Genomic DNA, 18334 nt, shown 5'->3' with positions numbered 1-18334 from the left:
CTCACGTGTCGTCGTCGCCGGCGGCGAGGACGGTGTGGGCGGCCTCGGTGAGCCGGATGCAGCGCCGGGTCATGGCCTCGGGCGACTGGTCGGGGTGGTCGATCCACCAGCGGACCAGAGCGGTGCACAGGCCGCGCCAGGCGTGTTTGAGGGCGTCGGCGTCCAGCGGGTCGGTGGTTCCGGCCGTGCGCAGGAGGTCGGCGGTACCGGTCGCGGCGAGGCCGTCGATGGCGTCGCGGTAGTGCGCGGCGCGCTCGGCGGCGTCGCTGCCGGGAGGCGGCGTGGGGTCGTAGAGGACGAACCAGGCCCTGCGCTGTCCGTCCAGTGCGGTGAAGAGGGCGTTCAGGACGCGCAGGGGGGCGGGCGGCGCGTCGGTGTCGTGTCCGGCCATGGCGGTGCGGATGGCGTCCAGCAGCCGGTCGCCGATCGGGTCGAGGCAGGCGAGGTAGAGGTCCTCCTTGCTGCCGAAGTACTGGTGCAGCAGCGGCTTGGTCACGCCGACCCGTACGGCGATGGCGGCCACGGTGGTCGCCTTGTAGCCATGGAGGCCGAACTCCTCGGTGGCCGCGGCCAGGATCTGCTGTTCGCGATCGGCTCTCGGCACGCCCTTGGTGCCGGCCTTGGAGGAGAGCGTTGTCATGGAAACAGATCTTACCTTAAGGTAATTTACCACTGGGTAAGTTCAAACGGACCTCGACTGGGAGCACTCTCATGTCTGCGATCCCCTCTGTGCCCCGCTCCGCCCGCACCCGTTCCTGGTGGGGCTGGGGCCATACCGACGCCCACCCCGACGACGCCGAATGCGCTGCGATGGGGGCCTTGCTTCCGGGAACCCTGGCCCGCCCGCTGCCGATACCCCGTATCGCCGATCTGTCCATCGCCCGACCCGCCGTGTCGCCCCCGCCCTCCCTGGCACACCTGGCCACCGGCGACCCGCGGGCGCGCGCCGCCCACGCCATGGGCAAGGCCTACCGAGACGTCATCCGGGCCCTTCGCGCCCGTCCCGGCCGGATCCCCGACCTCGTCGCCCACCCCACCTGCGACCGGGAGGTGTCCGAGCTGCTCGACTGGGCCGGCGAGCACGACGTGGCCGTCATTCCCTTCGGCGGCGGCTCCTCGGTGGTCGGCGGCGTGGAGTACCGCGGCGATGCCCACCGCGCCGTACTGTCGCTCGACCTGACCTCGATGGACCGCGTTCTGGAGATCGACACCGCCGGCCGCTCGGCTCACATCCAGGCAGGAGCTCTCGGCCCCGTCCTGGAAGAGCAGTTGCGGCCTCACGGCCTGACCCTGCGCCACTTCCCGCAGAGCTTCGAGTTCTCCACCCTCGGCGGCTGGCTCGCCACTCGGGCCGGCGGCCACTACGCCACCGGCCGCACCCACATCGACGACTTCGTGCAGTCCCTGCGTGTGATCACACCCGCCGGAGCCGGTACGTCCTGGCGCCTGCCCGCCTCCGGCGCCGGTCCGTCGCCCGACCGGCTCTTCCTCGGATCCGAGGGCGCGCTCGGCGTCATCACCGAGGCATGGATGCGCTTGCAGGAACGCCCCCGCCACAAAGCCTCCGCGTCCGTGGCCTTCACCGACTTCCACCGCGCGCTGGACGCCGTGCGTGCCATCGCCCAGTCCGACCTCGCCCCGGCCAACTGCCGCCTGCTCGACGCCGGCGAAGCCCTCTTCTCCGGCGCCTCCCACGACGGCTCCTCCGTCCTGGTCCTGGGCTTCGAATCCGCCACCGGACCCGTCGGCGACCGCCTCGCGAGCGCGGTGGAGCTGGCCCGCGCCCACGGCGGCCGAGCCGACATGCCCACGGCGGACCGTGACGCCTCGGCCGGCTCGGCCGTGAGTGCCTGGCGTTCGGCGTTCCTGCGCATGCCCTACCTGCGTGACGGCCTGGCCCGCATGGGCGCCGTCGTCGAGACCTTCGAGACCGCCGCCACCTGGGACAAGATTCCCGCCTTGATCGACGCCGTCCGTACCGAGGTGGGCGCCGCCGCCCTGAAGATCACAGGACACCCGGCCACCGTCAACTGCCGCCTGACCCACGTCTATTCCGACGGGGCCGCTCCCTACTTCACCGTGGCCGTCGCCGGCCGACCCGGCGACGAGGTCCAGGTCTGGGACGACATCAAGGCCGTCGCCGGCGAGATACTGCACCGCCACCGTGCCACGATCACGCACCACCACGCCGTCGGCCGTGACCACCGCGCCGGCTACGACCTCCAGCGTCCGGAGCCCTTCGCGCTGGCACTGCACGCAGCCAAGGACGCCCTGGACCCCCACCGCATCCTGAACCCCGGCGTCCTGCTCGACTGACCGGACCGGGTGGTGGGACGGCGGTGGGGCCGTGCTGCCATGTCTGCTTCGCCTTCGTGGGGTGAGGTCTCCGCAAGGGCGGGCGGCCGGCACCGGCGCCGCAGTGCGCCGTCATGCATCCGTCCCGGACATGGGAGTGGCCCGGGGGGAGGGCGGGCGGCGTGGTTCCCGTATCTTCCGGCGCCACTTCCTATGGTCGGCGCAGGTACGGCAGTGGGCCGGCCGCTCGGACCCGATGGGGAGTCATGGTACGTACGACGGCCAGGCCCGGAACGGTGACGCTCGTGCTCTCGAAGGGGCGTGCCACGTCCCGGTGGGCCCGTCGGCTCGCTGCCGCGGTGGGCCTCGCGGCGCTGTGCGCGCTGCCCACGACGATGGCGGACGCGACCCCGTCGCAGGACGGCCGGACCTCCGCGCATGCGCTCCTGTACGTGTCCGACTACGGCGACAACCGGGTTGTCGCCCTGCCCACGAGAGGCGGCGATCAGACACCCGTGCCCTTCGAGGGGCTCGTACGGCCGACGGGCATGGTCTGGGACGCGTCGGGCCACCTCTACGTGTCGGACACCGGCAACAACCGCGTGGTCGTGAGGGCGGCGTCCGGGGGCTGCCAGTCCACCGTCCCCACCGACGGCCTGTCCCGCCCCCTGGGGCTCGCCCTTGACCGGGCCGGGAATCTCTACGTCGCCGACAGCTTCAACGACAGGGTCGTGAAGGTGTCCGTGGCGAGCGGTACCCGGACGACCGTGCCGACGACGGGGCTGCTGCACCCCTGGGGGCTGGCGCTGGACGCCACCGGGAACCTGTACGTCTCCGACTTCGTCGACGACCGCGTCGTCAAGGTGGCCGGTGACGGGAGCGGCCAGTCCACGATCCCCACCCTCGGCCTCTCGCAGCCGACCGGCCTGGCACTCAGCGCCACGGGGGACCTCTACATCGCCGACAGCGGCAACAACCGCGTGGTCAAGATCGCGGAGGGCGGCGGCCAGACCACCGTCCCCACCACCGGTCTCGGCGATCCGCTCGGCCTCGCGCTCGACGGCTGCGGCGGCCTGTACATCGCCGACGGCTTCAACGACCGGGTGGTCCGAGTCCAGGAGACAGGCGGTGGTCAGACCACCCTCCCGTCCACCGGCCTGAACACGCCGACGGGCCTCGCCTTCCCACCGATGGGCACCCGCCCCTGAAACACCACGATCCGGCGCCTCGGACTGCCGACTCTTCGGTCCTGGCCGCTCCGGGGCCCGGTCGTCCGAGGGTGAGGGTGCGGGAAAGTGCGGCCCACCCGCCACGGGCTGGGACGGGCGGGCCGTGCAGGGTGTCGACAGGGTTTCAGTTCCGGGCGTTCAGTTCCGCGACGATCGAAGCCGGTGTGTGGCCGCTGGCGTCGGACACCCGGTGGAAGTCGACCGAGACGAAGTTCGGGTCGCGACCGCCGGCCGCCGGGCGGCACTGCCGGTCGATGCGGTCGCGCAGCTTGGTTCCGTTGTCGAGGGCGGCGTTGATGACCGTGGGTACGTTCCGATGGTGGCTCATGGTGAAGAGCCGCCGGAAGCCCGGCTCCTGACGGTCCAACGGCACGTCGGCCCACCGACTGACGCAGGAGAGGTCGTTGCCGAGGTCTCCCAGGCTCCAGAAGTTGCTGACGGTCCAGGCCTTGTCGTACATGACACCCAGGTGTTCACGGTCGGGCGCGTCGCTGAAGATCAGCAGGCGCTTCCCGGAGCCGACGAGGTCGGTCATCCTCGGCCACCCCTGCTGGCGCACGTTCCATGCGTCGGGCCGGAAGAGCAGCTGGTCGAGGCCGCGTACCCGCCCGAGCGAGCTGCCGAGCTGCTGGGCGCTGACGTAGTCCTCCAGGAAGATGGTCACGACTTCTTGGGGGTTCGCTGCGAGGAAATCCACCACGGTCTGCATGCTGCTCTGGAGGGACTGTCGGGGCAGTGCGTACGTGACCCCGGCGAAGGTCTTGCACTCGCCGTGGCAGAGGTAGGCGTCGCTCGGGTAGCAGTCGCTGCCGAAGCTGATGACGCAGAGCCACGTGCTGCGCTCGTACCAATGGGTGTCCAGGCTGAGGCCGCGCACTCCGTTGTCGAGCTGGTGGCGTACGGACTCGGACTGGGCCACCGAACTCCAGCGGGAGTCCTCGTAGTTGGTGAACGCGTTGTGGGTACCGAGGAACGAGACCTCGTCGAGCCGCCGGTCGCCCCAGCGTGCCCGGGCCTGGGCCACGGCCGTGTCGTTCGCGTTCGACGCCACCGCGGACGCGCGGGTCGATGCGGAGGGCGGCGTGGCACTGGCCAGGGCCGGTAGTCCGAGGAGGCTCGCCAAGAGGAGGAGGATCACGGAAAGTCGTCCGGCTCTCCGCGACGAAGCGGTCCGGACCGGGCGCGGTCCGAACCGTGGGCCCACGCGTGGGCGGGAACTCCTGGGTGACATGTCCATGATTGGCATGCGGGGGAGCGTAACGGTTCGACGGTTGATTCGGTCCCGTCGGGAACGTAATGGCCGGTGTTGCGGACGGGTTCGTGCGTCATCGTGGCCGACGAGTGGCTGAGCTGCCGACCCCCTGCCGAGTCGTTGAGGCCGACCGACCTTATGCCCATGCCCACTTGACGGATTCTCGACCATGGCGCGCCGGCGCGATCCCACGGCGTCGTCCAGGCGTGTCTGATCCGGCAGATCCTCGTGCTCGCGGAGCGCCTACCGTGCGCCGGCGCGCCACCGTTCGCCCCCCTGCGGCCACCGACGGGGATCACGTCCGGCTCCGAGCTCCTGGAGAACGTGTTTGTCGTCTTCTTACAATTGAGGACCTGGCGCCTGCTCCGGCGGGCCAGATGCCCCACCCGCCGCATCGGCGCCGTCGTCCACGCTCTCAAAGCCCTCCTTACCTGCACGTATGCAGGATGGAAGGGGTTCACTCGCGACCGCTGACGAATCATGGTTGACCCCTTCAGGAGGCTCGTTGTAGCGTCAGCGGCGTTCGAAAATCGGATTCAGAGTTGCACCGTTCAATTTTCAGTTTGAGCCGATAACGGGGATGTTGCTTCTTTTCGGCTTACGCATGAGCGACGGGAAGCATGAACTTAACTTCTGCCGGCAACGCGGCATCGAGCACAACGGACAGCGCACCCATCACGCTCTCCTCTCTTCTCGAACAACACGTCCTTGCCACCCCGGACGCCGTAGCCGTCGAGTACCCGTACGACGAAACAGTCCTGACGTATCGTCAATTAGGGGCGCGAGCAAACCAGTTAGCGGCGCATCTCACCGCATGCGGGGTTCGGCCGGGAGACCGCGTCGTGGTGTGCCTGCCGGCCGGCGCCGACCTGATCATCACTCTCCTGGCCGTGATCCGGGCAGGTGCCGCCTACGTCATCGTGGACCCAGGGCATCCTCTGGAGCGGCGCCGACTGATCGTGCGCGACTGCGCCGCCCGCGCCGTCGTCGCCCCGGCCGCGTACGCGGCGGACCACGAGGACCAGGGCCCGGTGACGGTCCCCCTGGACACGCTGGCCCCGCATCTCGGCCAACTCCCCACCGCTACACCCAGCTTCGCGCCCGATCCCGCGGACGCCGCCTATGTCTGCTACACCTCGGGAACCACGGGCACCCCGAAGGGCGCCGTCATCCCGCACCGTGCCGTCCTCGACCTGGTGGGATCCACCGACTACGTGAAGCTCACGCCCGAGGACCGCGTGGCGCAGGCCGCCAACCCGGCTTTCGACGCAGTCACCTTCGAGATCTGGGCGGCCCTCGTTGCCGGCGCCCGCGTGGTGGGGCTGCCCAAGGACGTGGTCGTCGATCCGCCCGCGTTCGAGCGTGCCGTACGGGATCACGGCGTGTCCGTCCTGTTCCTGACGACTGCTCTGTTCAACCAGATCGCGCGGGAGCGACCGGCGGCCTTCGCGCCCCTGAGCGTCCTGATGTTCGGCGGCGAGGCTTGCGACCCACGCAAGGTTCGGGCCGTGTGCGACGCCGGCCCCCCGACCCGGCTGCTGCATGTGTACGGCCCCACCGAGACCACCACCTTCGCCACCTGGCACGAGGTCTCCCGGCCCGCCGAGGACGCGCGGACCCTTCCCATCGGCCGGCCCATCGGCGCGACCGTCGCCCATGTGCTGGACCCGGAGGGCCGGCCGGTCCCTCCCGGCTCCGTCGGCGAACTCTACTTAGGCGGACCCTGCCTGGCCACGGGGTACCTGGGACGACCTGACCTCACGGCGGAGCGCTTCGTCGACGACCCGTTCGGCGCGGTCGGCGACAGGCTCTACCGCACAGGCGACCGCGTCGTACTGGGCCCCGACAACGCCATCGAGTTCCTGGGGCGGGCCGACAACCAGGTCAAGCTGCGCGGATTCCGCATCGAACTCGGCGAGATCGAGGCGGCGCTGACGGTCCACCCGGGTGTCGCCGACGCGGCGGTATCGGTGCACGAGGTCGCCGAGGACGACCGGCGTCTGGTGGCGCACGTCGTCCCCGCCGCCACAGCCCCGGAGGCCGACGAGCACATCACCCAGTGGCAGGAGATCTACGAGGCGCTCTACAACGACGCCGCCTCGGTCGAGTTCGGTGAGAACTTCGCCGGCTGGAACAGCAGTTACGACGACCTCCCGATCCCTCTGGAGCAGATGCGCGAGTGGCGTGACGTCACCGTCGATCGCATCCGTGAGCTGCGGCCCCGCCGTGTCCTGGAAATCGGTGTCGGCACCGGGCTGCTCATGTCCCGGCTGGCGCCGGAGTGCGAGGAATACCGGGGCACCGACTTCTCGGCGTCCGTCATCGACGCGCTCGGGGTCCAGACGAAGGCCGACCCCCGGCTGCGCGACAGGGTGACTCTGGAGTGCCGGGCCGGCGACGACCTCGGCGGACTGCCCACCGGTCACTTCGACGCGATCGTCCTCAACTCCGTCGTCCAGTACTTCCCGAACCTGGACTATCTGCGCACCGTCCTGCGCGGCGCCCTCCCGCTGCTTGCCCCGGGCGGCTCCCTGTTCCTGGGCGACCTGCGGAACCTGGACCTGCTGCGGTGCATGCAGGCCGGAGTGACCGTCGCCCAGGACGACGGCCGGATGGACGCCGAGGGCCTGCGGCGCCGCACCGAGCAGCAGGCCCGGCTGGAGACCGAACTGCTGCTGTCGCCTGCCGTGTTCACCTCCCTGGCAGATGAACTCCCCGGTGTGCGAGCGGTGGATGTGCGGGTCAAGCGCGGCACGTACCACAATGAGCTGACACGCTATCGGTACGACGTCGTCCTGGCTACGGGCCAGGACGCAGTCGACGCGGGTGCCGCCCCGCGCGTCCTCTGGGGCGATCTCTCCGGGGGCGTCACGGGCCTGGAAGCCCGTCTGAGGGACGAGCGGCCGGAAGTCCTGCGCGTGGCCGACGTCCCCAACGTGCGTATCCATGAGGACTTCACGGCGATGCGGGACCTCGACACCGGGAAGCGCCCGACGGCCACCGGCGGCCGGAGCGACATACCCGATCCCGAGGAGCTCTGCCTGCTCGGCGAAACCCTCGGCTACCGCGCGATCATCACCTGGTCCGCGGACCCGTCGCACGTGGACGTCCTGTACGTCCGCCCGCAGGCGGGCCAGGCGCAGTGGCCGCTCGCGTCGACCTGCGCCCTTCCGACCCTGGCCGATGCGGACTCCGGCGCCAACTCTCCGAACGCCTTCGACCGGACGACCGACCTCGGCTCCGTCCTGCGCGGCTACCTGCAGGAGCAACTGCCGGACTACATGGTGCCGTCCGCGTTCATGATGCTGGACGCGATGCCGCTCACCCCGAACGGCAAGGTCGACCGTCGTGCCCTTCCCGTGCCTGTATTCTCCGCCGCGCGCGGGACCCCGCCGGGGACGCCGCTGGAGGAACTGGTGCGCGACCTGTTCGCGGAGGTCCTCGCCCTGCCCGGGTACGAGGTGTCCGCGGACTCGAACTTCTTCGCCGTCGGCGGCCACTCACTGGCCGCCGCCCGGCTCATGGCCCGGCTCCGCGCGTCCCTTGGAGAGGACCCGGGAGCGCGTGCGTTGTACGAGGCACCGACTCCCGCGCTGCTGGCCGCCCGGCTCGGCGACCCCCGGCCACCTCACGGCGGGGTCACCTGCGACGGAAGCTACGTCCTGCCGCTGCGCCTGAGCGGCACGCTCCACACGGCGGCCCTCGACGCGGCGCTTGACGACCTGTCCGTACGCCACGGGATGCGGCGCGTCCCCGGCATCACTGCCGAGCCGGCCACCGAGGCGGACGCCCTCGCGGCGCTCCGGACCGCGCGGCGGCACCCGGTCGGCGACGCGGACGAACACTCCTGGTCGACCCGGCTGTTCACTCTCGCACCGGACGAGCATCTGCTCCTCGTCGTCCTGCACCCGGGCGCGGCCGACGCCTGGTCACTTCCGGTCCTCGCGTCCGACTTCGCCACCGCGTACACGGCACGCGTCACCGGGGGAACTCCGCTCCGGGAACCGGTAGCGCTACCGGTTCCGGAAAGGGACCGCCCCGCGCCGACCGACGGGCCCGCCCCGACCGCACTGCCCACCACGCCGACGGGGGGCGACGGTCCGTCGTACGGCACCTGGCGCACCAGCGTCGACGCGGGCACCCATCGCCGGTTCGCCGAAGGCGCGGCGGAGCACGGCACCACCCTGTTCATGTTGGTGCACGCGGGCATGGCGGCTCTTCTCGCGCGGCTCGGTGCCGGAGACGACATCGTTCTGGCCGCGCAGGTCCCGAACCGGGGCGAGCAGGCCCTGCGTGCGGCGGTCGGCCCGCTCGACCGGATGCTGTCCCTGCGGACCGACGTCTCCGGTGACCCCACCTTCCGAACCCTGCTGCACCGGGTGCGCGACGCGGACTTGGCTGCCTACCGACAGGCCGAACCGCTCCGGACTTCGCCCGGCGGTGTCGTACTGGCCGTCGCCCCCCAGACGGCGCCCGTTCTCGAAGCCGCGGGACTAGGCGTTCGCATGGGCGAGCCCGAGTGGCCGGACCCGGCCGCCGAACTGCGGCTGGTGCTGACCGAACGGCGGTCCGTCACGGGTGCCGCGGAGGGCATCGACATCGCGGTCACCTTCCGCCGGGAAACCGTCGGCCGTGACACAGCGGTCTCCGTCACCGAGCAGCTGCTTGCCCTGCTGGACTCCGCTCTCGGCGCGCCGGGCACACCCGTGAGCCTTCTCGCCCTGTACTCGGAGGAGTCTCTGGTGAGGGCCCAGCGCGCGTGGAACGGGCCCGCGTACGAGCTGCCCGACACGACCATGACTCGGCTCTTCGCCGAGCAGGCCGACACCCGGCCCGACGCCGCCGCGCTCGTGTACGCCGGGCGGACGATCGGCTACGCCGCCCTGGACTCCTGCTCGGAGCGTGTCGCCGAGCGCCTGTCCGAGCACGGAGCGGGGCCGGGCACGGTCGTCGCCGTGTCGCTCGGCTCGCCCGTGGACTTCTCGGTCGCGGTGCTGGCCGTCGCCAAGGTGGGGGCGGTCTGCCTTCCGCTGGCGGGCGACGCCGGTGACGGGGACGTGCTGAAGCGGCTCGGTGCCGCCCGGCCGACACTCGTCGTCGCCGACGCGAGCGTGGACGCCGGGGGCGTGCCGGTCCTCCTCGTGGGCCCGGGGAGCGACGAGCCGAACCTGCTCGATCCGGTGGAAGAGACCGGGACTCCGGGCCGCCGTTCGTCGCGCGACGAGGACGAGGGGCCGGCTGTGTCTCCTCATCGCCCGGTGCTCATGGCACCGGCCGGAGCGGACCACGCCCTCGTCGGCGACGAGAGCATCGTCGTCCTCGCCACCCGTAACGCCGCTCGTCGCCCGGGGGCCCGTGCCGCGTGGCTGACCCGGACGCCCCGCCCCGACACGGACGCCGCGTTCGATCTGCTCACGGCGCTGGCCTGCGGTCGCACGCTGCTGATACCCGACGTCGGTGCCGCGACGGACACCTCGGCCCTGGCCGACTGGCTGCGCCTGACCGCGCCGGACGAGGTGTGGGCGCCCGCGGAGACGGCTGCCGCGCTGCTGCGGGACTCCGCCGGCCCGGCAGCGGACCTCCCTGGTGTCCGCGAGCTCCTCGTCCACACCACGGCCGGTACGGCAACGAGTGTGGACGTGCCGTCCACCGGCCCTGCCGTGGTCACCCGGCACGGTGCCGCCGAGGCCAGGCTGCTGACCGAATCCGCACCCGGCGCCGGTGACAGCCCGCTGGGCGACCACCGCGTGTACATCCTGGACGCCGCGCTGCGTCCCGTGCCGCCCGGCGCCGTCGGAGCGCTCTACGTGGCGGGCACGGGTGTTGCGCACGGATACGCGGACCGTCCCGGCAGCTCGGCCGAGCGTTTCGTTCCCGATCCGTTCGGTGCACCGGGAAGCCGCATGTGGCGTGCCGTGACGGCCGCGCGCCGGACGGCGGACGGCCGCTGGCAGGCGCTGGACACGCCCTGGCAGGACGACCCGTTCGAGGACGAGTACGCGACGTTCGTCGTGGCCGTCGACGCCGAGGGACGGCATGCCCTGTGGCCCGCCTCCCTTTCCGTTCCCGCCGGCTGGCAGGTGGCGCACCCGGAGGACATTCGGGAGCTGTGTCTCGACCACGTCGAGGAACACGCGGCTGCCGGTCGCGGCGTCTGATTCCTTTTCTCACCACCCTCTTTTCACGTCTTCTTCTCTGCGAGGTAGTCATGCCCACAGACGTATCGCCTCCGGACGGCCTCGAGGCGTCGCATCGTCACATACTCGACCTGTCCGAGCAGGACGCCGCAGCTGCCCACGCGCTGGCCGTCGACTGCGCGAACGAGTACAAGTCCCCGGACGACCAGCGCTTCCTCGACGAGGCGCCCGTGCTCGCCCACGACTTACCGCTCTCGGTACGGCGCCACGTCAACGGGGCCCGCCACGACGAGCGCGCCCACGCGATCGTCATCCGCGGGAACGTCGTCGACGACGAGGAGCTGGGCGAGACACCCGGCCACTGGAGCGTGAGCAACACCAAGTCGAGCGAGGCCTACGCCTGCCTGCTCGTGCTGTACTCGGCGCTTCTCGGCGACGTGATCGGCTGGCAGGCCCAGCAGTCCGGCCGGCTCGTCACCGACGTCCTGCCGAGCCGCGGCTACGAGCGGAGCCTGGTGTCCGCGTCCAGTGAACTCGAACTCGCCTGGCACACCGAGGACGCCTTCTCCCCGTACCGCGCCGACTGGGTGGGCCTGTTCGCGCTGCGCAACTCGGGCGTCCCCACCACCCTGTCTCACGTCGACCTCGCCAGACTGCCGGAGAGGTTCGCCCGGATCCTCGCCGAGCCAAGGTTCACGGCAGTTCCCGACGCCTCGCACGAGTACGACGAGGGCGCTCCGCAAGGCGAGCCCGTCGCCGTCCTCAGCGGCCATCCGGGCTGCCCGGTCCTGCGGATCGACCGGGACTACTTCCGGGCGCAGGACGGCGACGCCGAGGCGGCCGAGGCGTTCGCCTGGGTCGTCGAGCATCTGGACGGCAACCTCAGCGACATCCCGATCCGCACCGGTGACGTCTGCTTCGTCGACAACCGCAATGTGGTGCACGGCCGTCGCGCCTTCCGCGCCGGCTTCGACGGCCGGGACCGGTGGCTCAAGCGCGTCAACGTCGTCCGCGATCTGCGTCGCACCCGGCCAGGACGTATCGACGGCACGACCCGGGTCATCGCCTGACGCCGGTCTGCCCGTCATCCGCCCCCCCACTGCCCGGCAACGGCCTCGGCCCGCGCCGTAAGGAGAACCAACATGACCACATCCGTCACCGCGCCGCGTCCGGAAACCACACCCTCCGCACGCCCGGCGGTCCTGCTGGTGGAGAGCCGTCGCTCCACCTTCACGGAGAGTGTCCTGAGCCGGACCGACGTCGAGGTCGTTCTGCTCCGCTTCGACTCGGTGCCCCTGACCGAGGAGTACGTGCGGCGCACCGCAAACATTCCGACCTTCACCCTGGCCACAGCCCTGCCCCTGGAGGAGGAGGCGGCCCGCTACCGGGACTGGATCCGGGACGCGGCCGTCGTGCCCAGCCACTTCTGCAACCCCAACGAGGCCCTGCAGGCGGACGCGCAGCGCTTCGCGTCGCTGGTCGGGCTGCCGCACCTGTCCGAGGAGCAGGTGGCCTGGGTGCGCAACAAGACGACCATGAAGGACCGTTACGCGGAGCTGGGCATCCCGCACGCCGCCTACCGAGCGGTCACCTCACCGGAGGACGTGGTGGAGTTCGGCGACGCCCACGGCTGGCCGGTGATCCTCAAGCCGATCGACTCGGACTCCTGCATCAGTACCTACCGGCTCGACTCGCCGGAGGACCTCGCCCCGATGCTGCCGCTGGATGCCGGCCTTTCCTGGATGGTCGAGCAGTACATCAGCGGCCGTGAGTTCCAACTGTGCGCCGTCGTGGCGCGCGGGACCGTTGTGGACGCCTACCTGTCCAAGAATCCGCGCCCGATCCTGGAGGTGCTGGACGGGGCGATCAACGCCAACATCACCTACGCCCCGTCGGAGAAGCTCCCGGTCGACGCCAAGGACCTGGCCCAGCGCCTCACCGACGGGTTGGGGATTCCCTACGGCTATCTGCACGGGGAGTTCTTCCTGACCGACGACGGCGAGTTCTACATGAGCGAGGTGGCGGCCCGGCTCAGCGGCTGCGAGGTGCCGATGAACCACGGCCTCGCCTACGGATTCGACTTCCTGAGCGTCGTCCTGGACACCTACGTCGACCGGGTTCCCCTCCCCGAGTACACGCGTGACCGCGCCGTGGGCGACCTGCTGCTGCCCATCCGGCCGGGAAAGCTGCTGAGCATCACCGGCGAGGAGGAGCTGCGCCGCTTGCCGGGCGTCCTCGACGCGCATCTGACGGTCCGGCCCGGCGATGTGCTCGACCCGCCGCGCGCCTCCCACGCCAGCACCGGCTACGTCCACGTGGAAGGGGCCACGGCGGACGAGGTGGAGGAGCGGATGCGGGCGGTACTGGACCACTTCGAACTGGTGGTCGTGCCGGTATGAGCAGTTCTCACGGGCCGCGGTTCCTCTCCTGCACGACGCTGCCCTCCTACGGCGAGGCCGTCACGCGGTGGCAGGCCGAAGGCCCCGGCGCCGCGCCCATCCCGGTCTGGGTCGGAGAGCGGGCCGATCTCCTGGAAGGCATCGCCCTCGCCGAGGAGGTCTACGACGGACTCCGGGCCCCGGTGGCCTGCGACACCGGACTCTTCGTCGGTACACCGCCCGCCGCCGTGCGCGCCCTCGCGGAGCCGCTGGCCCGCACGTGGGCGGTCGATCTCTCCGGCGTGCCGGAGACGGGCTCGGTGCTGGTCGTCGGCACGTACGCGGAGGTGACGGCGAGCGCCCTGCAGGGTCTTGTCGAGCGGTGTCACGCGCAGGGACGCGATCTGATCCTGCTGACCGGACGGGATGTGCACACGCTGAGCTGGGTGGTCGCCAAGCAGTACGGGCGCGCCATGCCGGACGGCGCGGACGGGGTGTTCTCGGAGCACGACGACCGTACGCCGGCACCGGGCGTGCACTGGTTCGGAGCCGAGGAGGTGCGGCACGAGGACGTGCAGGGCCTGGCGCTCGGCCGCGTGTGGCGCCGGCTGATGCTGCACGGCAACGGCAAGGACGACCAGCTGAACCTGGGCCAGTTCACCGTGTGCGGGCTGAGCCCCGTCGGCGAGCGCGCCCCGGACGCGCCGGGGCCCAAGTGCGCGTTCGGGCTCGGCTGCCCCAAGCCGGAGGACAAGCTGATCCCGGCGCAGCGGCTGCGGGCGGCCGAGCTCGTGCTCGCGAACTGCTTCAGCGGCCCCCTGGCCGACCACGCCATGTACGACCCGAAGTACGTCATCCTGCTCAACGCCCTGGACGGCCCCGCCCAGACCGTGCTGGCGACGCTCACCGCGTGCGACGCCCAGCGGCCGGAGATCCTCACCTGGGCCACGGCCGACCCGGCCGGCGGCAGCGTGGCGCGCATGATCAACGAGAAACTCGCGGACATCAACCCGTATCCGGCGTTCGTCCAGATCGGCCTGACCTCGTACCGCCCGGCCGAGGTGGACGAACCCGCCGCCGACGCACCGGGCCCGGCGCTGCACACGGTCGGAGCGAGGCTGGGCGGTCTGCTGGACAGCGGTCTGCTGGACGACGCCCACCCGCTGCGGCCCCGGCTGCGGCAACTGTCGGACACGGTGCTGCGGGACGCGGTGCGTACCGTCGCACTGTCCCCGCTCGACCAGGGCGCGGCGGCGGCGATCGCCGCCGAGGTGAAGTCGCTCGACCTGGCGCTGGCCCACCGGCTCGCCAAGCACCACGACGATCCGGTGCTGATGTTCCCGACGTACTGGGGCGAGCGCAGTGTCGCCGAGGCGCCGGTGGCCGCCGAGTCGCCCTGCGCGTGTGGTCTGCCGGTGCAAGGCTATGTCCGGCGCGGCCGGGTGCCCGTCATCGTCGACACGGTGCAGGACGTGTGTGCGCGGTGCGGGGACGTCGGCAACTCCTTCGTCGGCGCGCCGCAGCTGCGGGTCAAGGCGCAGGAGCGTGCGGAGTCCGGGGGCAGCCTGCACGTGGTGGTGGAGACCGTCGCGGAGCGGGCGGGAACGGTCAACATGGGCATAGTGCTGCCGACGTATCTGTCCGCGAAGGTGCAGCCCGTGCTGCGCCGTGTGGAGGTGGCCGCCGGAGAACCCGCGCACACCGAGTTCACCCTGCGGATGGACCTCGAAGCCGCCCCGCAGGCCTACTACTTCACCCCCTACGCCATCCACGACCTGGGGATCGCGACGCGCCGCGTGCACTTCACACTGTTCCCGGCGGACGACGGTGCCCAGGAGGTGGCCCGATGAGTGGCCGCCCCCAGGACGGGCTTCTCGTGCCGCTGCGGGAGCGCCCCTTCCGGATGCTGGCGTCGGGGCGTCTGCTGATGTACTTCGCCAACGCGATGGCCCCGATCGTGCTGGCCTTCGCCGTGCTCGACCTCACCGGGTCCAAGACGGACCTGGGGATCGTGGTGGGTGCCCGGTCGCTGGCCAACGTGGTCCTCCTGCTGGCGGCCGGGGTGATCGCCGACCGGTTCGCGCGGACGGTGATCCTGCAGGGCTCCGCGGTCGCCGCGGCGGTCGTGCAAGGCGCCATTGCGGTCAGCATGCTCCTGGACTTCACGACGATCCCGCTGCTGATCCTGCTCAGCGTGCTCAACGGTGCCCTGTCCGCCGTGTCCATGCCGGCGTCTGCGGCGCTCACCCCGCAGACGGTGCCGGTGGAGCTGCTGCGCCCGGCGAACGCGCTGATGCGCATGGCCATCAACCTCGGCATGATCATCGGCGCGGCGCTCGGTGGCGTGCTCGTTGCCGCCGTCGGTCCGGGCTGGGGTATCGCCTGCAACGCCGTCGCGTTCCTCGGCGCCGCCCTCTGCTACTTCGGTCTGCGGGTCCCCGGCGGCAAGTCCGAACCGGCCGAACGCGCGCACCCGTTGCGGGAGTTGCGGGAGGGCTGGCAGGAGTTCACCTCCCGCACCTGGGTGTGGGTGGTCGTGGTGCAGTTCATGGTGGTCAACGCCGTGGTCGCCGGAGGCGTCCACGTTCTGGGCCCCGCGGTCGCCGACGAGACGTTCGGCCGCACCGGCTGGGGCATTGTGCTCGCCGCCCAGATGGCCGGGGCGGTGGCCGGCGGATTCGTCGCGGCACGCTCCCGGGCCCGGCACGCGCTGCGCATCGGCGTCGCGGTCGTGGCCTTGGAGGCACTACCCCTGGTGGTGCTCGCCGAGGCGCCCGGGGTGCTGCTCCTCACCGTGGCGATGTTCGTCAACGGCGTCGCCATGGAGCAGTTCGGTGTCGCCTGGGAGGTGTCCCTCCAGGAGAACGTCCCGGAGGACCGGCTGGCCAGGGTCTACTCCTACGACGCGCTCGGCTCGTTCATCGCCCTGCCGATCGGGGAGATGGCCGCGGGGCCTGTGGCGGACCGGGCCGGCGTGGGCACCACGCTGCTCGCGGGAGCCGCCCTGGTGGTGGTCGCGACGGCGGCTGCCCTGTGCAGCCGGGAGCTGCGTGAGCTGACAACGCGAGTACACAAGGAGCCGAAAGAGCCCGAAGCGGCCGGGGCGTGAGCATATGACAGCCCGCCCGACAGTGACACGGAACGAGGTGACACCCGCGGTGAACGCTCTTTCGCCGATACCCTCCGCCGGCGTACTGGTGGAGGCCGTGCTCCGGCAGGCACGGCGGTCCCCCGACGCCATCGCGGTCGCCTACGGCGACGACGAACTGACGTACCGCCAGTTGATGGCGCGGGCGGGCCGGATGGCCGCGGCCCTGCGCGGACGCGGTCTGACGAGGGGCGACCTGGTGGCCGTGTGCCTGACGCCGGGCACCGACCTGGTGACGGCGTTCCTCGCGGCCGTGTGGGCGGGCTGCGCCTACGTACCGCTGGATCCGGCACACCCGCGGCAGCGGCGCGCGGAGCTGCTGCGGGACTGCGGGGCCCGGCTGCTGATCACCCATGCCATCGCGACCGGAGGCGGCCCTGTTCACGACGCCACCGAAGCCGTCTCACCGGCCGCCCTCCTCGACCAGGCCGGTGACCGGCGGGAACCGCCGCCGTCCGGGGCGTCCCCCGACGACATCGCCTACATCTGTTACACGTCCGGCACCACCGGCGTCCCCAAGGGCGTGGCCGTCCCGCAGAGTGCCGTCACTCACCTGGTGACCGACACCGACTACATCGACCTGGGGCCCGGCGACCGCGTGGCGCAGGCGTCCAACCCCGCGTTCGACGCCGCCACGTTCGAGATCTGGGGTGCCCTGTGCAACGGCGCCCGTCTGGAGGGCCTGCCCAAGGAGGTCGTGGTGGATCCGGACGCCCTGGCCGAGGCGATCAGGACGAGGGGCGTGAGCGCGCTCTTCCTGACCACCGCGCTGTTCCACCTCGTGGCACTGGAACGGCCCGCCGCCTTCGCTCCGTTGCGGACCCTGCTCGTCGGCGGCGAGGCCCTGAACCCACACCGCGCCCGCGACGTGCTCGCACATCCGCCGGGCGCGCTGCTGAACGTGTACGGCCCCACGGAGACGACGACGTTCGCAGCATGGCACCGGGCGGACCGGGTCGGTGCGGACGCCGTCTCCGTTCCGATCGGGACACCGCTGCGCAGGATGCGCGCGTACGTCCTGGACGAGTTTCTGCGAGAGACCCCCGACGGCGTCACCGGCGAGCTCTATCTCGCCGGTCCCGGCCTGGCCCATGGGTACTGGGCGGATCCGGCGGCGACCGCGGAGCGGTTCGTGGCCGACCCGACGGGCAAGGGCGAGCGGCTCTACCGCACCGGGGACCGGGCCCGCCGCGACGCCGACGGACGGATCGACTTCCGGGGCCGGGGCGACCAGCAGGTCAAGATCCGTGGCTTCCGCGTCGAACCGGCCGAGGTGGAGGCACAGGTCGCCCGCCGCCCCGACGTCGCCTGCGCCGTCGTGACCGCGGGGCGTGATTCGTCCGACGACATCCGGCTGACCCTGTACGTCGTCCCGGCCCCGGGCGCGGGCGAAGACCTGGCCGAACGGGTGCTGGCCCGGCTGCACGAGACCCTGCCCGGCTACGCGGTGCCCTCCGCGGCGGTGGTGCTGGACCGTCTGCCGCTCAGCGGGAACGGCAAGGTGGACCGTGCCGCCCTCCTGCCCGCGCCGGACACCCCGGCAACGGGTGAGCCGGCCGCGCCCCGCAGCCCGCTGGAGTCGGCGCTGGTCCTGCTGTGGGCGGAGCTGCTCGACGTCCCCGAGGTCGGGATCCACGACGACTTCTTCCGGCTCGGCGGGCACTCCCTGACGATCAGCCGGCTGCGGTCCCTGATCAAGCAGACCCTGCGGGTCGAGCTGCCGCTGGCGGACATGTTCGACACGAAGACGGTGGCGGAGCAGGCGGCGGCACTCACCTTGCGCGAGCCCGCCCCGGGGGCGCTGACGGCTGCGGCGCAGGAACTGCTCAGGGTCACGGCCCTCACCGACGAAGAGGTGGAGGCCGAACTGGCGAGCACAGAGCGGGAGAGCTGAC

General features: G+C 71.5%; 10 protein-coding genes and 1 pseudogene. 9 read left to right on the top strand and 2 right to left on the bottom strand.

Annotated elements, in window-relative coordinates; all coding sequences use genetic code 11:
• Nucleotide 1 precedes the first annotated feature (1 nt).
• Entirely contained in the window at nucleotides 2-640 is a 639-nt protein-coding gene (locus DEJ46_RS00590; protein ID WP_150263418.1) for a TetR/AcrR family transcriptional regulator, read from the bottom strand.
• A 71-nt stretch (nucleotides 641-711) separates the two neighbouring features.
• Here DEJ46_RS00590 and DEJ46_RS00585 point away from each other — a divergent pair, with 71 nt between their 5' ends.
• Both DEJ46_RS00585 and DEJ46_RS00580 read left to right on the top strand, forming a co-directional pair.
• Nucleotides 712-2316 carry an FAD-binding oxidoreductase gene (locus DEJ46_RS00585; RefSeq protein ID WP_150263417.1) on the top strand — a complete coding sequence of 535 codons (1605 nt, stop codon included), beginning with the start codon at nucleotides 712-714 and terminating at the stop codon, nucleotides 2314-2316.
• A gap of 245 nt (nucleotides 2317-2561) precedes the next feature.
• Nucleotides 2562-3503, top strand: a complete 942-nt coding sequence (locus DEJ46_RS00580; RefSeq protein WP_150263415.1) for an SMP-30/gluconolactonase/LRE family protein — start codon at nucleotides 2562-2564, stop codon at nucleotides 3501-3503.
• 145 nt (nucleotides 3504-3648) lie between these two features.
• Here DEJ46_RS00580 and DEJ46_RS00575 read toward each other — a convergent pair whose 3' ends face one another.
• The gene (locus DEJ46_RS00575; RefSeq protein WP_150263413.1) at nucleotides 3649-4647 is read right to left on the bottom strand and encodes a PI-PLC domain-containing protein; all 999 of its coding nucleotides are present in this window, start codon (nucleotides 4645-4647) and stop codon (nucleotides 3649-3651) included.
• 309 nt (nucleotides 4648-4956) lie between these two features.
• Between DEJ46_RS00575 and DEJ46_RS39525 the strand changes: the two are divergent.
• From DEJ46_RS39525 to DEJ46_RS00545, 7 genes and pseudogenes are all read left to right on the top strand, one after another.
• A pseudogene (locus tag DEJ46_RS39525) lies at nucleotides 4957-5250 on the top strand (hypothetical protein); the annotation flags it as partial.
• Nucleotides 5251-5396: 146 nt separating this feature from the next.
• On the top strand, nucleotides 5397-10934 hold the full coding sequence (locus DEJ46_RS00570) for a non-ribosomal peptide synthetase (RefSeq protein WP_150263411.1): 5538 nt from the start codon (nucleotides 5397-5399) through the stop codon (nucleotides 10932-10934).
• Nucleotides 10935-10984: 50 nt separating this feature from the next.
• The gene (gene gntD, locus DEJ46_RS00565; protein WP_150263409.1) at nucleotides 10985-11983 is read left to right on the top strand and encodes a guanitoxin biosynthesis L-enduracididine beta-hydroxylase GntD; all 999 of its coding nucleotides are present in this window, start codon (nucleotides 10985-10987) and stop codon (nucleotides 11981-11983) included.
• Nucleotides 11984-12055: 72 nt separating this feature from the next.
• On the top strand, nucleotides 12056-13312 hold the full coding sequence (locus DEJ46_RS00560; RefSeq protein ID WP_150263407.1) for an ATP-grasp domain-containing protein: 1257 nt from the start codon (nucleotides 12056-12058) through the stop codon (nucleotides 13310-13312).
• Nucleotides 13309-15141, top strand: coding sequence for a hypothetical protein (locus DEJ46_RS00555; RefSeq protein ID WP_150263405.1), 1833 nt, complete (start codon nucleotides 13309-13311; stop codon nucleotides 15139-15141). Before DEJ46_RS00560 ends, DEJ46_RS00555 begins: the two co-directional genes overlap by 4 nt.
• Complete coding sequence (locus tag DEJ46_RS00550) at nucleotides 15138-16400, top strand: MFS transporter (protein WP_150263403.1); 1263 nt, start codon at nucleotides 15138-15140, stop codon at nucleotides 16398-16400. Before DEJ46_RS00555 ends, DEJ46_RS00550 begins: the two co-directional genes overlap by 4 nt.
• 49 nt (nucleotides 16401-16449) lie before the next feature.
• On the top strand, nucleotides 16450-18333 hold the full coding sequence (locus DEJ46_RS00545) for a non-ribosomal peptide synthetase (RefSeq protein WP_190622363.1): 1884 nt from the start codon (nucleotides 16450-16452) through the stop codon (nucleotides 18331-18333).
• The last annotated feature ends 1 nt before the right edge of the window (nucleotide 18334 follow it).

It is taken from the genome of Streptomyces venezuelae, from assembly GCF_008642375.1.
GTDB lineage: Bacteria > Actinomycetota > Actinomycetes > Streptomycetales > Streptomycetaceae > Streptomyces > Streptomyces venezuelae_G.
Note: the sequence above shows the minus strand (reverse complement) of the source record. Positions and strands in the feature narration are given on the sequence as shown.

What these genes read in the sequence shown, in the direction of transcription:
- DEJ46_RS00570 (WP_150263411.1), top strand. Translation starts at nt 5,397, where the DNA reads ATGAACTTAACTTCTGCCGGCAACGCGGCATCGAGCACAACGGACAGC.
- DEJ46_RS00560 (WP_150263407.1), top strand. Translation starts at nt 12,056, where the DNA reads ATGACCACATCCGTCACCGCGCCGCGTCCGGAAACCACACCCTCCGCA.
- DEJ46_RS00590 (WP_150263418.1), bottom strand. Translation starts at nt 640, where the DNA reads ATGACAACGCTCTCCTCCAAGGCCGGCACCAAGGGCGTGCCGAGAGCC.
- DEJ46_RS00580 (WP_150263415.1), top strand. Translation starts at nt 2,562, where the DNA reads ATGGTACGTACGACGGCCAGGCCCGGAACGGTGACGCTCGTGCTCTCG.
- DEJ46_RS00550 (WP_150263403.1), top strand. Translation starts at nt 15,138, where the DNA reads ATGAGTGGCCGCCCCCAGGACGGGCTTCTCGTGCCGCTGCGGGAGCGC.
- gntD (WP_150263409.1), top strand. Translation starts at nt 10,985, where the DNA reads ATGCCCACAGACGTATCGCCTCCGGACGGCCTCGAGGCGTCGCATCGT.
- DEJ46_RS00585 (WP_150263417.1), top strand. Translation starts at nt 712, where the DNA reads ATGTCTGCGATCCCCTCTGTGCCCCGCTCCGCCCGCACCCGTTCCTGG.
- DEJ46_RS00555 (WP_150263405.1), top strand. Translation starts at nt 13,309, where the DNA reads ATGAGCAGTTCTCACGGGCCGCGGTTCCTCTCCTGCACGACGCTGCCC.